Annotated in this window: 11 protein-coding genes and 1 pseudogene; 7 read left to right on the forward strand and 5 right to left on the reverse strand. The window is 67.9% G+C overall.

What is annotated here, in order from left to right; translation table 11 throughout:
- Positions 1 to 59: 59 nt before the first annotated feature.
- On the forward strand, positions 60 to 1,643 hold the full coding sequence (locus IT306_26345) for a hypothetical protein (protein ID MCC7371964.1): 1,584 nt from the start codon (positions 60 to 62) through the stop codon (positions 1,641 to 1,643).
- A gap of 87 nt (positions 1,644 to 1,730) precedes the next feature.
- Positions 1,731 to 2,105, forward strand: a complete 375-nt coding sequence (locus IT306_26350) for a hypothetical protein (GenBank protein MCC7371965.1) — start codon at positions 1,731 to 1,733, stop codon at positions 2,103 to 2,105.
- 133 nt (positions 2,106 to 2,238) lie between these two features.
- Here IT306_26350 and IT306_26355 read toward each other — a convergent pair whose 3' ends face one another.
- Complete coding sequence (locus IT306_26355; protein MCC7371966.1) at positions 2,239 to 3,414, reverse strand: alpha/beta hydrolase; 1,176 nt, start codon at positions 3,412 to 3,414, stop codon at positions 2,239 to 2,241.
- A gap of 287 nt (positions 3,415 to 3,701) precedes the next feature.
- Here IT306_26355 and IT306_26360 point away from each other — a divergent pair, with 287 nt between their 5' ends.
- Entirely contained in the window at positions 3,702 to 4,862 is a 1,161-nt protein-coding gene (locus IT306_26360) for an ATP-dependent 6-phosphofructokinase (protein ID MCC7371967.1), read from the forward strand.
- A gap of 384 nt (positions 4,863 to 5,246) precedes the next feature.
- On the opposite strand, the gene mutL is transcribed toward IT306_26360, so the two are convergent.
- Positions 5,247 to 6,905 (reverse strand): DNA mismatch repair endonuclease MutL, encoded by a 1,659-nt coding sequence (gene mutL / locus IT306_26365; GenBank protein ID MCC7371968.1) that lies wholly within the window; start codon positions 6,903 to 6,905, stop codon positions 5,247 to 5,249.
- Positions 6,902 to 9,622, reverse strand: a complete 2,721-nt coding sequence (gene mutS, locus IT306_26370; protein MCC7371969.1) for a DNA mismatch repair protein MutS — start codon at positions 9,620 to 9,622, stop codon at positions 6,902 to 6,904. Before mutS ends, mutL begins: the two co-directional genes overlap by 4 nt.
- Before the next feature lie 396 nt (positions 9,623 to 10,018).
- Between mutS and IT306_26375 the strand changes: the two genes are divergently transcribed.
- Positions 10,019 to 10,678, forward strand: a complete 660-nt coding sequence (locus tag IT306_26375) for a hypothetical protein (GenBank protein MCC7371970.1) — start codon at positions 10,019 to 10,021, stop codon at positions 10,676 to 10,678.
- A 25-nt stretch (positions 10,679 to 10,703) separates the two neighbouring features.
- Here IT306_26375 and recJ read toward each other — a convergent pair whose 3' ends face one another.
- A complete protein-coding gene (gene recJ, locus IT306_26380) occupies positions 10,704 to 12,419 on the reverse strand; it encodes a single-stranded-DNA-specific exonuclease RecJ (GenBank protein MCC7371971.1) in 1,716 nt (571 codons plus the stop codon).
- A 123-nt stretch (positions 12,420 to 12,542) separates the two neighbouring features.
- Between recJ and IT306_26385 the strand changes: the two genes are divergently transcribed.
- Positions 12,543 to 12,806, forward strand: a complete 264-nt coding sequence (locus tag IT306_26385) for a hypothetical protein (GenBank protein ID MCC7371972.1) — start codon at positions 12,543 to 12,545, stop codon at positions 12,804 to 12,806.
- Between the two features lie 507 nt (positions 12,807 to 13,313).
- A pseudogene (locus tag IT306_26390) lies at positions 13,314 to 13,907 on the forward strand (hypothetical protein).
- A gap of 107 nt (positions 13,908 to 14,014) precedes the next feature.
- Here IT306_26390 and IT306_26395 read toward each other — a convergent pair.
- Complete coding sequence (locus IT306_26395) at positions 14,015 to 14,944, reverse strand: GDP-L-fucose synthase (GenBank protein MCC7371973.1); 930 nt, start codon at positions 14,942 to 14,944, stop codon at positions 14,015 to 14,017.
- 300 nt (positions 14,945 to 15,244) lie between these two features.
- Between IT306_26395 and IT306_26400 the strand changes: the two genes are divergently transcribed.
- Positions 15,245 to 15,583 carry a transposase family protein gene (locus IT306_26400; GenBank protein MCC7371974.1) on the forward strand — a complete coding sequence of 113 codons (339 nt, stop codon included), beginning with the start codon at positions 15,245 to 15,247 and terminating at the stop codon, positions 15,581 to 15,583.
- Positions 15,584 to 15,711: the final 128 nt, after the last annotated feature.

Genomic DNA, 15,711 nt, shown 5'->3' on the forward strand with positions numbered 1-15,711 from the left:
CGAGCATCGGTCGCGGCGACAGCGGAGCACACGCTCCAAGGACGAGGGGAGACACGCAATTGCCAGACAACATTCAGGGACTGGAATTCCTCGGCATCTGCTACGACGTGTTGACCGCCGATCCGCTGAACCTCGGAGCCTCGGCGAAGGGCGTCAGCGCCATCGATGTTGCACGGGACGGCATTGAGACGTACACCCAGGGCGCATACTCCGTGCCGATCGGGGCGAGCCTCCGGTCGCCGTTCAACACCGAGGTCAAGACCTCGCGCACACTGATCCGCAACAGCTTCGACTTCCAGAACGAATTCTCCTCGACGCTCGAAGCAAGCGCCGGCCTGGGCGGCCTCTTCGAGTACAGCGCCAGCACCAGCTTCAAGGAGATCAGCTCGGTATCGGAGTCGCGGAAGAAGGTCTTCACCTATGTGACGGTCGCCGTTCAGAACCACATCGTGACGCTGGAGCTGGACGATCCTGCAAAGCTGCGTCTCGGCGCTGACTTTGCCCGGAGCGTCGCCGCGCTCCCGCCAAACCGCGCGACCGCCGAAGAGATCAAGGCGTACGGCGCGTTCGTCAGGAAGTTCGGGACGCACTTTGCTCGGCGCGTCGCGCTCGGCGGCATGGCCTACTCGCGGGTCAGCAGCGACGCCTCGTCAGTTACGTCGTCCAGAGAGAGGGAGGAGAGCTTCAAGGCGAACGCCTCCCTGGAGATCGAGTCGTTCAAGGCCGGCGCCAGCGCCTCTGAGGCCCGGAATTCGGTGCAGAAGGTCGATCGCGACAACGAGCTCGACCGGACCCAACTGGTCTTCCGGGGTGGCATCGGAAGCACGCAGGAGATCGCCGACGACTGGTTCGCCGGCTTGACGGAGCGGCCCGCGCCCATTCCCAACGGCACCGAGCTGGAGCGGCTCTCGAATCTGCTGACCTCGGAGTTCTTCCCGAAGGACTCAGCCATCTCGGCCAGGCGGCAGGCACTCGATGCCGCGATCAGTCAGCACATCATCGAGAACGGCGGGACGCTGGACGGCGTCATCCGCTACGGCGACAAGCTCGGGATGTGGTACGGCGGGTTTGACCACGCCCGTCAGGCGTTCGTGAATCTGGCGATGCGTGACCTCGTGTTCCACAACATGTCCGCGGTGCCGGGCAATGCACTGGTACCGGCCACACTGATGATTGTCGATCCGCGCCGGGGCGGCGACGCCGGCAGCCAGGAGCCGCAGGAAGTCAAGATCGGGTCGTCCGAGACGCCCGTCGCCATCCGCGTCGACAACGGCAAGTCCGGCCAGCAGCTTGGCTACCTGACGATGATGCAGGAGTGCACCGACAACCTCGGGCGCACCTACCGCCCGATTGGCATCACCGCCAACCCCGATCAGCCGACAGCCCGGTGGTCATTGGGCCTCACCGACGGCCAGCGCCATGTGGTGGAACCTCGGGCGTCGCGCCCCCTGGTGTCCGGCGACTTCGTGGTGTCGTATCGACCGGATGAAGCGTCGGGGGGATTCTTCCGGATCTACGCCAATCAGCCTCATCAGACAGCAGACTATCCGCTCCACGTCCGGGCGTCCACCACCGACCCGATGTTCGGCGATGTCGAGAATCGGAACGCGTCCACCATTCAGATTCGCAAGATCGCGCCGTAGCACACCCGGGGCCAGTCAGTCCTCGGCCACGCCAGCGTGGCGAGGCTGAGGACCAGGGAAACAGCAACGATGGAGGTTGCCGGAGCCATGCGAAGGCACATCACGCTCGCAGAGCTGGAACAGCGCATTAGTCGACACACGATCAGGCGGCAGAACGAGGTCAATCTCGACGCAACCGACGACGGCAGGGCCGTGCAGTACATGGCGCTCCAGGACATCCTGCTGGTCGGCGATGGACACGGGGAGGTGCCGGGCTGGATCTCGATCTGTGACGACAATTCCGATCTGCTCGTCGGCAAGATCCGTGTCTCGAAGGGGCGAGGCCCCGATCCCGGCACGTTCACGGTCTCGGCCGACACCAAGGACAAGACCTTGCTCCAGGAGGTCGCTGGCGAGCTCCAGCAATTGTCGAAGAAGAAGATCAAGTTCGTGAAGCCCCAGGAAGCACGAGACTGGAAGTAGCGCCACACAGGGCTGCCACGCTCGACGCGGCAGTCCGGTGAGGCTGTGCGGCGTCTGCCAGCCCGCCGCGTGGGGCCGATACGTCGGCCTCCCGCGGCAGCCAGCAGGCCATCCGGCCGGTGTGCCCGACCAGTCAGGTGTTCTGCCCCTGCAGGAACTCCAGCATCAGGCGGCTGACGGCCTCTGGTTGCTCTTGCTGGACCCAGTGGCCGGCCCCTTCCAGCAGGTGGATGCCGCGCAGATCGGTGCAGATCTCGTCGCGCATCGCCTCCAGCCGCCCGGCTCGCTGGTAGACGCCCCAGTCGCTGGTGCCGCTGACGAACAACGATGGCACGTCGATGGTGCGCCCGGCGTACAGGCGCAACTCGGCACTGAATGCCGGGTCCGTTTGCAGGCGGTACGAGTTGAGGCCGCCCTGGAACCCGGTGCGCGTGTACTCGTCAGAGCAGACGCGAAGCTCTTCCTCGGTCAGCCACTGGTTCGCGGCGATCTCCTCGGACGTGGGCATGTCCAGGGCGACGTTCTCGGGCATCGTCTTGTCGAGGTCCAAGATGTAGTAGCGGGGCATCTTCGCAAGCTCGGCAGCGCTGAAGTCGGCCAGCGGGTGGGGATGGTTCCCCTTCCAGTCCGCACTCTTCACATGATAGTAGGCGCGCAGGAAATCGTGGATGCCCTGCTTCGCGTTGACCCACTCGTCGTTCGCCTCGCGCCGCGCGTTGTACCAGTGGTAGTGCTTGCGCGGTCGCGGCAGCGCCGCCAGGTCGTCATGGACGGTCGGGCCGGCCGGAGCCGGGGGCTTCGGCGGTTCGTTCGCCGTGTTGAAGGGGAACACCGGCGCGCCCTCGAACGGCGCCGTCATCAGCAGCATCGAGCGGAAGACGTCCGGGCGGATCAGCGTCGACCAGGCTGAGACTGCCGAGCCGAAATCGTGCCCCACGATCATCGCCACGCTGCGATACCCGAGTGCGTAGACCAGCCCGAGGGTGTCGCGCACACGCTCCATCGGCCGCCACGGCCAGAGGCTGTCGTCGAAGGTGACGTCGGTCCCGCCGCTGCGCCCGTAGCCACGATGATCCGGCGCGACGACGTGGTAGCCGGCGGCAGCCAGCGGCAACATCACCTTGCGCCAGCTGTACGCCAGCTCCGGATAGCCGTGCATCAGGAGCACCAGCGGCCGCCCAGGCTCCTCGAAGCCGGCCTCCAGCACGTGCATCGTGATGCCGTTGTTGTTGTCCACGAATCGGGAGCGTATCCCGACGGGAATGGTCGTCTGGCCGTAAGCAACATCGCCGTTGGCGGTTCCTGGCATGGTCCCCTCCCTCGCGCGTCGAGCATACTGCGACTGTGCCCTGGTGCGTGTGGCGTCTACGACGCCGCTGACTCCTTGCAGCGTGCCGGTTGACCTGCTGAGCCGACTGCCGCCCGCATCGCGGCTGTCGCTGGGATTCTCGCGGCGAACTGTCGATCCACGGGCTGAAAGTCCCGGCCCCCGAGAGATTCTGCTCGCGAAGATCGGGACAATTGCCCCATGGTAGTCTTTCACAGTATCGCTACCATCCGTGGCAAACTGGTTCGCAAAGCCGGAGGGACTCCACGATGCGCGTCGGTATTTTGACGGGCGGCGGTGACGTGCCCGGGCTGAATCCCTGCATCAAGGCCGTGGTCACCCGAGCAGAAGAACGGGGCTGGGAAGTCGTCGGGATCCGGCGCGGGTGGGCCGGCCTGCTGCACTTCAATCCTGACGACGACGAAACCGCACGGAGCGAGTGGATCGGGCCGCTGACGCAGCGCAACGTTCGTACGATCGATCGGTACGGCGGCACCCATCTGCACACGTCGCGGACCAACCCGCAGCGTGTGCGGCCGGCCGAGGTGCCGGCCTTCCTGCAGTCCACCTTCACGCTGGCCGAGGGGGCGTCGCGCGTCGACTGTACGGCGCACGTCCTGCGCGTCCTCGACTACCTGGGCATCGACACGCTGATCCCCATCGGCGGCGACGACACCCTCTCGTTCGCGGCGCGCCTGCACGCCGAGGGCTTCCGGGTCGTCGCCATTCCGAAGACGATGGACAACGACGTCTTCGGCACCGACTACTGCATCGGGTTCAGCACGGCGGTCACCCGAAGCGTGGACTTCATCCACGCGCTCCGCACCCCAACTGGCAGCCACGAGCGCATCGCCGTGGTCGAGCTGTTCGGGCGGAACAGCGGCGAGACGGCGCTGATCTCCGCGTACCTCGCCGACGTCGACCGGGCCATCATCAGCGAGGTGCCGTTCGACGTGGAGCGCCTGGCGAAGATGCTGCTCGAAGACCGCAAGCGGAATCCGAGCAACTACGCGATTGTCGCGATCTCCGAGGGCGCGTCGATGCTCGGCGGGCAGGTGGTCGAGTACGGCCAGGAGGATGCCTACGGACACCGCAAGCTCGGCGGCATCGGCACGATTGTCGGGGAGGCGATCCGCCAGCTCACTGGCGTGGACATCGTGAACCAGCAGCTCGCCTACCTGATGCGGGCGGGCGCCCCCGACTCCCTTGACCGGATGGTTGCGACGTCGTTCGGCAGCCTCGCGGTCCAGCAGATCGAGCAAGGGCACAGCGGGCGGATGGTCGCGCTGCAGAACGGCGTCTACACGACCGTTCCCGTCGATACGCCGACGCAGGGCACCAAGCGCGTCGACGTGGGCGAGCTGTACGACTCGGAGCGGTACCGGCCGAAGATGGCGCACCTGCTCGGCAAGCCGATGTTCCTGTCCTGATAGCTCGTCAGGCGTCAATCGGGGGGCTCACTCAGTGCCCCTCGTCATCCCGACACCATTCGGCAAGCTCAGGGCAAGCTACGCGAGGAACGAGCAGCAGCCCATTATCCCGACCCCATTCGGCAAGCTCAGGGCAGGCTACGCGAGGAACGAAGCACCATCTCGTCATCCCGACCGAAGCGAGGAACGAGCGGAGGGATCTTCCCCGTTGTGGCTACGTGAGGAAGATCCCTCGACGTCGTTCGCAGGCTCACGTCGCTCGGGATGACACGGTAGCAGCAGGGCGACTGCATGTGCGTTGGTGTTCCGATACCGTCGTGAGACGCGCCGTCGGGGCATTCAAGCCCCGACGGCGCTGCTCGACCCCGTCGTGATGCTCACTGCTCAGGTGGGCCGGCCGAACTCGCGGGCAAGCTGGTGGTGCGAGAGCAAGATCGCCGTCGGGCGGCCATGCGAGCAGACGTGGCACAGCTCGGCTTCGCCAAGCTGCTCCAGCAGGCCGAGCATCTCTTCTGTCGAGAGCGAGTCGCCAGCCCGCACCGCCCCATGGCAGGCGTAGAGCGTCGCGAGGCGATGTCGCCAGTCAGTCGGCGGCGCTTCGTCCGCGATGCTCTCCAGCGCCGAGCGCAGCATGCCGAACGGATCGCCAGAAGCCAGACCCTCCGCCAGCGCGCGGGCAAGCTCGGCCGGCACGGCCCGCACCAGCAGCGTGTCGTCTCCGAACGGCTCGGCGGTGTAGCCGAGCGCATCGATCTCATCCAGGTGATCCCGCGCAACGGCCGCCACGCGCGACGGCAGCGAGAGCGTCAACGGCTCCAGCAGCAACTGGCGGCTCTCGCCATCGTGGCCGCCGCGTTCGATCTGCTCCAGCAGCACCCGCTCGTGGGCGGCGTGCTGATCGACCAGGTAGACGCCGGCCCGCCCCTCGGCGATGATGTACGTCGCGCCGGCCTGACCAAGCACCCGCAGCCCTGAGGTCCAGGCCTCGCCATCATCGCCGCTCGCGCCCTCGTCGTCCGCCGCCAGAAGGCTGGTGGGGCGTGGGCCGATCTGGCCAGACAGCGTGCGACGGATCGCCCGCTGGACCGCGCCGAACACGGCCCGCTCATGGATGAGGCGGACCTCGCTCTTGCGTGGATGGACGTTGACGTCCACATCGCCGGGCGGCACCCAGATGTCGAGCACGGCGATGGGAAATCGCCCAACCTGCACCAGGGTGCGGTACGCTTCGTCTACGGCGTAGCCGAGCGCGCGACTCTGGACCCATCGGCCGTTGACCAGCAGCGTCAGGCCGGCCCGGGTCGGCAGCGTGGCCGTGCCCCAGCCCAGGCAGCCGCGCACCTCGACCAGACCGCGCCCGTCCTCGACGTCGGGCACGATGCTGACCAGTTGCCCAGCCACGCGCTTGCCGTGGACGGCGACCACCGCCGCCTCAAGGTCGCCGTCGCCGAGCGTCTCAAGCACCTGCCGCCCGTCGAGCTTGACGATGAAAGCGATGCCCGGTCGGCTCAGGGCCACGTTCGTCATGTGCCCGACGATCTGGCCGTTCTCGCCGGTCCTGCCGCGCAGGAACTTCCGGCGGGCCGGCAGATCGCCGAACAGGTTGCGGACCGACATCGTGGTGCCGGGCTGGCGGGTGGCCGGCGTCGGCTCGGCGCGCGTGCCGCCACGAATCTGGAGCAGCCACCCGTGCGGCTCATCGAGCGTGCGCGTCAGGCAGTCCAGGTCTGCCACTGCCGCCACGCTCGGCAGCGCCTCGCCCCGAAATCCCAACGTGGCGATACGCTCAAGGTCGGCGTCCGTCGTCAGCTTGCTGGTGGCGTGCCGCTCGAAGGCGAGCGGCAAGTCGGCCACGTCGATGCCGCCGCCATCGTCGGCGATCCGGATCAGGTCGAGGCCGCCACCCTCGATCTCGACGACGATTCGCCGCGCGCCGGCGTCGATGGCGTTCTCGACCAGCTCTTTGACGACGGACGCGGGCCGCTCGACCACCTCGCCGGCCGCGATCCGCGCCGCGATGGCGGGCGGCAGCTTGCGAATCATGCCGACGAGTCGCCCGGGTCGCCTGCGGCGTCCGCGCCGCTCACGAGGTCAGCCAGCGCCATCAGCTCGGCCAGGGCGTCCAGCGGGGACATTCGCAACGGCTCGCAGGTGCGGAGGCGGCGCAGCGCCTCGGCCTCGCCGGCGCTCCGCGGGCTGGCCGCCACGCCAGACAGGAGCCGTCCGGGCCGCGCGGCCTGCCGATCACGGGCCTGCTCCAGGTCGTGCAGGATCTCGGCGGCCCGACGGGCGACCGGCTCCGGCACCCCTGCCAGCCGAGCGACGTGCACGCCGTAGCTGCGGTCGGCCGCGCCCGGAGCGACTCGGTGCAGGAAGACGACCTGCTGTCCCCGCTCCAGCACCTCGACCTGGAGGCTGGTCACCCCTGGCAGCTCCTCGGCGAGGTCGGCCAGCTCGTGGTAGTGCGTGGCGAAGAGGGTCTTGCAGCGCAGACGCGGGTTCTCGTGCAGGTGCTCGACGATCGCGCGGGCCACGGCGATGCCGTCGAAGGTGCTGGTCCCCCGCCCGATCTCGTCCAGCACCAGCAGGCTGCGCGGCGTGGCGTTGCGGAGGATGTTCGCCGTCTCGATCATCTCGACCATGAAGGTGCTGCGCTGGCCGGCGAGGTCGTCCTGCGCTCCCACACGCGCAAAGACCCGGTCGACGATGCTCAGTCGCGCCGACGCCGCCGGCACGAAGCTGCCGGCCTGCGCCAGCAGCGCGATCAGCGCCACTTGGCGGAGATAGGTCGACTTGCCGGCCATGTTCGGGCCGGTCAGGATGGCGATCACGCCGTCGGCCACGCCGAGACGGGTGTCGTTCGGCATGAACGCCTCGCGCCCGATGGCCTGCTCCACGACCGGATGTCGCCCGCCGACGATCTCCAGGACGCCGTCTTCGGAGAGGTCGGGGCGCACGTAGTCGTGGCGGACGGCGGTCTCGGCCAGCCCGGTCAGCGCGTCGAGCCGACCCAGCGCCGCGGCCACGTCGAGCAGCAGCCGGGCCACCTCGGCGGCGGCGTCCAGCAGCCCGGCGAAGACGGCCCGTTCCAGCCGGACGATCTCCTCCTGGGCATTGCGAGCGCGCAGCTCGTACTCCTGGAGCTTCGGCGTCACGAACCGCTCGACGCCCGTCATGGTCTGCTTGCGGACGTACTCCAGCCGCTCCAGGTGCTCAGACGCCGTCGTCGCACCGGTCTTCTCGCGCTGGTAGTAGTCGGTCGGCTGGGCCAGGGCGGCGCGGCTGACCTCCAGGTAGTAGCCGAAGACGCGGTTGTACCCGACCTTCAGCTGACGCAGGCCCGTGCGCTCGCGTTCGCTGCGCTCCAGGTCGGCGATCCACGCTTTGGTGTCGCCAGCCAGCAGGCGGACCTCGTCCAGCTCGGCCGAGCAGCCGGCCTTGATGACGCCCTCGCCGAACTGCGCGGCCGGCGGATCCTCCACGCACGTCACAATGCGATCAGCCAGCGACTCGAAGCCGGCGGGCATCTCGTGGAGGTCGGCCAGCAGGCTCGGCACGTCGCCGCGCAGAGCTTCGGCGATGGACGGCAGCCGGCGCACCGCCCTGGCAATCGCCAGTATCTCGCGCGGATTGAGCGCCCGCTGAGCGGCCCGGCTGGCGAGCCGTTCGAGATCTGGCAGCGCGCTCAAGGTGTCGAGCAGCCCGCCCCGCACCAGGCGGCAGTCCACCAGCCACCCGACGGCGTCGTGCCGCTCGCGAATCGAGGTGAGATCGAGGAGCGGCTGGGTGAGCCAGCGCCGCAGGGCTCGCGCGCCCATCGCCGTGGCCGTCTGGTCGATAGCCGCCAGTAGGGAGCCGTCGCGCTGGCCATTGCGAAGGCTCTCGGTCAACTCAAGGCTGCGGCGGGTCGCAGAGTCCAGCACCATCGAGCCTTCGACCGCGTACAGGTCCAGCCGGTCGAGCAGGCTCAGGGCGGCCGGCAGGTTCTCCTCGACGTACTCCAGCACGGCGGCCGTCGCCCGGCTGGCCAGGGGCCGCTCTTCCAGGCCGAGGCTCGCCACGGTGGCCGTCTGGAAGTGTCGCCGAAGCCGCTCGACGGCGCGGTGCGGCGCGAACGAGGAGACCGGGCGCGGGGTGGCGCGCGCACCGGGCGGCAGCAGCGCGGTCATGCTCTGGGCGGCGTCATCCACGTCCTGGGCTGGGATCAGGCACTCGCTCGGCCCGAGCCGCACCAGCTCCGAAGCGAGCAGACCCTCCCAGGCGGGGCCACGGACCTCGGTGGCGCTCAACTGGCCGGTGCTGACATCGACCCAGGCCAGCCCGGCCGCGCCCCGCTCGACTATCGCCGCCGCCAGGAAGTTGTTGGCGCGGGCCGGCAACAGCCCGTCCTCGATCAGCGTGCCCGGCGAGATGACCCGCACGACCTCGCGGCGCACGAGCCCGCGCGCCGGGACCTCGCCGATCTGGTCGCAGATCGCCACCCGGTGCCCGCGTTCGATCAGCCGCGCGATGTACCCCTCGGCGGCGTGATAGGGAACGCCGGCCATCGGCGCACGCTCGCCCCGCCCGATGTCGCGGCCGGTCAGGACGATGTCGAGGGTCCGCGCCACCGTCTTCGCATCGTCGTCGAACGTCTCGTAGAAGTCGCCGAGGCGGAAGAAGAGGATGGCGTCCGGGTACTTCGCCTTGATGTCGAGATACTGGCGGCGGACCGGCGTCGTCGGCAGGTACTCTGCCCCCAGCAGCGCGAGCTGATCCAACGGCCGAACCTCTCGTCAGCAGGGTAACTCGGTCCGGAGTATACGGCCGGACCGGGAACGGGTCGCATCACTTCTGGGCCACAACCAGGGCGATTGCCTGCTGGTCCTGATGTGCAGCCGCGTCGGGGCTTGAAAGCCCCGACCGCTCGTTTGACAACGCTTCGGGAACACTGACAATCATGCAATGTCCCTGGGACCACAACCACGCCGCGATCCGGGGCGCCCCCCGCATGGGTGGTAAGCATCGCGCTTCCGCGATCTTACTCAGAATAATGTTGCGCCGATCAAATCGAGATGGTACGATCCGCGCGAGGCCCGGTCCTCACGTTGCCGTGGCGAGGCACGGCCCTTGCTCGTTGCTGGCAGCACAGTCTGGGCATCGTGGAGCGTGGCTGCATGTCGATACTGGTGGCGGTCCAGCAGCGGGTGCCAGTCGATCTTATCGGATCGCATCTCGACAACGTCCGTGAGGAGTTCGCCACCTCGGCCTACGCCCAGCCTGGACGCGTCCACGAACGAGTCTTCCAGTCGCTGCAGGATCCCGGCCACCTGCTGTCCGTCTGCGAGTGGCGCGACGAATCCGAGTTGCAGTCGTATCTGGGCCCGCCCGAGGAGCGCCTGTCGGATGGGATCGGCCACGGCACGCGACGCATCTGGCAGCTCTTCCGGCTGCGCCATGTAGCCCACATGGCCCAACGCGTGGCCGTCGTCGCCTGCGCCATCATCAGTGGGCCGCCGGTCGGCGCCGGTTCCCTCGCGCAGGTCGGGCTCAGTCGCTCGCGGCAGACGTTCCAACAGCAGGCGGGGCTGGTGTCGGTCGAGCTGTATCGTCTGGGCGACGCTGGCAACCGTTTCCTCTCGATCCACGGCTGGCGCTCGCTGGACGACCTCCTGGCGTTCATGGCGGCGCACGGCGACGCTATCAACAATGAGCTGCACGAGCACGAGGCGACTATCGAGCGGTTCGCCGGCACCGTGGCGGCCGAGTTTGGCGCGGCCAGCCCGTGGGAGGCGGCCAGCTCACCGCCCTGGATGCCGCGCGGCGAGCTGTCCTGACCGGCGCGGTCGGTGCGCCGACTCGCTACGTGCCGGCCGGCCGCCACGCCACGAGGTGAATGTCCGCCCGGCGGCGGCCCTGCCAGACGTTCGGGCGCACCCGGTACAGCACGTCCACCAGTTGCCCCCGCGACGGACCGTCGGCGGCCCCGTCGAAGGCGATCCCCGAGAGCATCCGGTTGTTCTCGTCCCGCAGCCTGAGACGCAGGTGCCGCTCTTTGGCCACCTTCGCCTCGGCCACTTCCAGCGACAGCGACTCGAAGAGCGGCTCGGGTGCGCCGTGGCCGAACGGACCGAGGCGTCCCAGCCCGTCGAGGAGGTCTTCGTCCACCGAGGCCGGGCGCAGCCAGGCGTCCGCCACCAGCGCCTCGACGGCGTTTGGATCGGCGGGCATCGCGGCGACCGCCTCGGCGAAGGTCTGCCGAAACGCCGCCAGATTGGCAGCCTCAATCGAGAATCCTGCCGCGCCCTGGTGGCCGCCGTAGCGAGCCAGCAGGTGCGCACCGGCCGCGACGGCGGCCACGGCGCTCAGCCCTTTCGGCGCGCGCACCGACGCCCGGCACAGTCCGCTCGCGGCCTCGACGACGGCGACGGGCTTCCCCAGCTCCTCGCAGAGCCGAACGGCCACCAGGCCGAGCAGGCCCGACGGATAGCCGGACTGGACCACGATCCCCGGCGCGGCAGCCTCACCGGACGCCAGCAGCCGCGCGCGCGCATCGTCCAGCGCCGCGGCGCTCAGCTCACGCCGCTCGGCGTTCATCGCTTCGAGCTGATCCGCGAGATCGTCGGCATCCACGGGGTCCGTGGTCGCCAGCAGTTGCTGGGTGAGCGCCGCGTCGGCAAGCCGCCCGGCGGCATTGAGGCGTGGCGCGATCTTGAACGAGATGTCCTCCGCTTCGATCCACGGGCGCGTGAGGCCGGCCCGCCGGAACAGCGCAGCAAGTCCGGCCGGGGGCTTCGCGTTGAGCGCGCGCAGGCCGTGCCGCACGATGCCGCGATTCTCACCCACCAGCGGCATGACGTCGGAGACGGTGCCGAGCGCCGCCAACCCGAGGAGCGTCGGCTCCAGGGCGGCCCGTGTGGCGGGGTCCAGGCGACGCTCGGCCAGGGTCAGCGCCACCATCAACGCCACGCCCGCGCCGGCCAGCTCCTTGAAAGGGTACGGGCAGTCCGGCCGGTGCGGGTTCACCACGGCGACGGCGCTCGGCAGCTCGGCCGAGAGCGCGTGGTGATCCGTGACCACCACGTCAAGCCCGACGGCGTTGGCCGCTGCGACCTCGGCGGCAGCGGTGACGCCGCAGTCCACCGTGACCACCAGGGCTGCGCCGCCCTCGGCCAGCCGACGCAGCACGTCGGCGTTCAGCCCGTAGCCGTCGCGCTCGCGGTGCGGGATGTAGACCTTCACCCGCCCACCCAGCGCTTCGAGTGTTCGCTGGAGGATGGTCGCGCCGCTCAGGCCGTCCACGTCGTAGTCGCCGTAGACGACGATCGGGTCGTGCGCGTCGAGGGCGCGCTCGATCCGCTGCACGGCGGCCCGTAAGCCGGCCATCCCGTCGAGCGCCGGCGCCAGCGGGCGGGCCGGCTCCAGAAACTGGCTGGCGTCAGCGGGGACGGACAGGCCTCGATGCAGCAGCAGTTGAGCCAGCAGCGGCGACCCAACCTCGAGCGCCTGGAGATCCGGCAGCGACGCACGGCGACGACGCGTCCACGCGCGCCTGAGGAGTGGTTGACCGTCTGCCACGTCTACGATGCTCCCATTTCGGTCGGTCCGGCCCTCGCCGTTGCTTGACACTCAGTGGCGGCCCGCCTACCCTCATGAGGCAGGTTGGCGCGGGCCGGCCGTAGCGCAGTGATGTTGGATCCAATGCTCGCTCTTCTGCCACCGTGGCTGCTGATCGCGCCGCTGATCGGCGTGATCCATGGCGCGCTGCTCTTCTTGATTGTGGGGCGTCGCGCGGCCAGCCTGCCGATCTACCTGGCGCTCGGGGTCGCGGCAGCCTCCGCGATGCAGGCCCTGCAGATTATCCCGCCTGGGCCGCCGCCGCTCTCCATCGGCGAGGTGCACCTCGTCGCGACGACGGCCGCCACCTGGACGGTGATCCTGGCCTGCCGGGCTGCCGGACTGTAGGCGCAACCGGCCCCGCTCGGTGCGTCAAGCGGCACCACGGCGCCTGTCCGATGAAGCCCGCCTCGTGATGCCCACGGGTCGATCCGCGCAGGGCAATTGCATGTGCACCGGTGTTCTCAGAACGTCGTGAGATGCGCAGTCGGGGGTCAACTCTGGTTTCCGGTAACTCAGGCGACGTCCGAGTGAGCAGGGATCATGGGAGATGCGCTCGCAGGAGCGGGGACGGGCGAGCGCGGGCGCTGCTGGCCGTGCCGAGAGATGCTCCTACACCGAGGCAGCGGGATCGCTCGTGGTGCCACACCGGGCTGGCCAAGCAGCGGCGCAAGCACGGCGAGGTCGAGGTCCACGATCCGGACGCGACCGTAAACAGGGGCTGATCGAGAAAGCGTACACGCAAACCGAAGTGGCGCTCTAGACGCAAGATGAGGCTGGGCCGTACCGGGCCAGCCAGGAGCCAGTTGGGCGCCGGTCGGGAAGCCAGCGCTCCAGCCCCAGGAATACTACCGTGGCGGAACGGCCAACTTGCTGACGCTGTTGCGCCCCGCGACCGGCGAGGTCCGCGCGAAAGGCGTCACGCACGCGACGAATGCGGTCGCGCACCCCTGGCTCCATGCCGAATTGACCGAGGTGCTCGCATCGCTCGCGCCCGTCACCATCCCAGAAGGCGACCGGTCGCCCCTGGCCCGCTGGAAAACCTGGCTCGGCCACGAGCCGACCGCGCCGCTGCCACCACTCCGACTCCTCTTGATCTGGGACAACCCGACCGGCCATCTGAGCTGGTCGATCATCCGCTGGCTGTTCCATCATGGCATCATGCCACGGTACACGCCCGTCAGCGGCTCCTGGCTCAACCTGGCCGAGTCGATCCAACGGATCATCGTCCGCCGCGCCCTCGTCGGCCAGCATCCCCAGTCCCCGGGGACGAGTTGATCACCTGGCTCAATGACACCGTTGATTCAACGATACCGTGGCGGGTTGGAACGCCAACCCGACCCCCTTCGTCGGCACCGCAAGCGGTACGAGCATCGCCAACGCGCTCGTCAACGGCGATGGGGCGGCCCACCAGCCGCCCCGGTCGACGTTCAACCATTTGCAGCGTGACCCACTAGGAGTGTAGGTCACGGGTGCTCTTACCCACAACCGGTTGTGGTTTGAGTCTAGTCAAAACCACAACCGGTTGTATGCTGGACGACCCGTGACCCACACTCCTAGGTTGTCTGAAGCATCGTGCGCCTAGACTCTTCGTACCAGGCGATGGTCGCCTTGAGACCGGTTCGGAAGTCCGTCTTAGCCTCAAATCCAATTTCGGCCTTCGCTCGGGAGATGTCAAGGCAGCGGCGTGGCTGGCCATTCGGCATAGAGGGATCAAACTCGATACGGCCATCGTAGCCGGTCAACTCGGCAATCAGATGGATTAGGTCACGGATAGTGATCTCTTGCCCTGATCCGAGGTTGAGCGGCTCCGGGCTGTCGTACATCTCGGTGACCATCGTGAGCCCTTCGGCCGCGTCGTCCACGTACAAGAATTCGCGGCTGGCGCTACCGTCGCCCCAGACAGAAATGGCAGGCAAGCTTGCGTCTCGAGCATCCACGCATTTCTTTATAAGCGCAGGGATGACGTGAGACGAGGCCGGGTCAAAGTTGTCATGGGGCCCATACAGGTTCACCGGCAGTGGGTGGACAGCGTTAAACCCATACTGCTGACGATACGCCTGTGCCTGTGCCAGCAGCATCTTCTTCGCGAGGCCATAGGGTGCGTTCGTCTCTTCAGGATAGCCGTTCCAGAGATCGTCTTCGTGGAAGGGAACGGGTGTGAACTTCGGATACTCGCAAATTGTGCCAGTACCCACAAACTTCCTAACGCCGCCAAGACGCGACTCTTCCATGAGCTGGATGCCCATCATGAGGTTCTCAAAAAGGAAGCTCCCGGGGTTCTCCCGGTTCGCCCCGATGCCCCCGACGACGGCTGCGAGGTGGAGAACTACATCAGGTCGAATGTCCTCAATCGCTCGACGGCATGCATCCCGGTCCACAAGGTCATACTGGGCCTTCCGGAGTACGACGATATCGTTCCCACCACGGTCACGGAGCTTGGCAACGACACGCCTACCCAGGAACCCCGCCCCCCCAGTTACCATGATGCGCTGCTTGGAGAGGTCAAGAGCCACGGAGCGGCGCCTCCCTAAAGTTTATGTCGGGTCAAGTCAGACGAGATGCTCACCGCCATTCGGCCGAAAGGTTGAACTCGCTGCTCTGCCCTCTCAACTGCATTCTGCCAGACGGCTGAGGCCAGTCACCACGTCACCAGGGCAGGGCGATTGTATAGTCTTTTGTCAAGTAAGGGTCGGAAGGGACGATCCTGCGGCCTGCTCCGGAGGGTCGTGAGCAGGAGGGTCGTGAGCAGGAGGGTATCGATGCCAAACCTGCCAGCGACGAGTGTGAGCGAGTACTTCAGCGGGCTGACGGACCCGCGTCGGGATCATCTGAAAGTGCACCGGCTGATCGATATCGTGACGACCACGCTGTGCGCGGTGATCCGTGGGGCGGACGGCTGGGTCGAGGTGGAGACGCTCGAGCAGGCCAAGGAGGCCTGGCCGCGCACGTTTCTGGAGTTGCCGGGCGGGATTCCGTCGCACGACACGTTTGGTCGGGTGTTTGCTCGGCTCGATCCCGAGGAACTCCGACGGCGCTTTCTGGGTTGGGTGTCGGCGGTGGCTGGCCCTCCAGGTACCCAAGGTCGTGGCGATCGCTGGCAAGACGCTGCGCGGATCCCATGATCGGCACCGTGGCACGAGTGCCCTGCAGCGGTGCCGCATTTGACAGCCTCGCCCCCTCCTGGTCAAGCGTCCCCAACACGGCATGGCTCGGAGCACCTTGGTATAATCCCGTGCGCTGCCAGCTGCTA

This window comes from Chloroflexota bacterium (genome assembly GCA_020850535.1).
Classification (GTDB): domain Bacteria; phylum Chloroflexota; class UBA6077; order UBA6077; family JACCZL01; genus JADZEM01.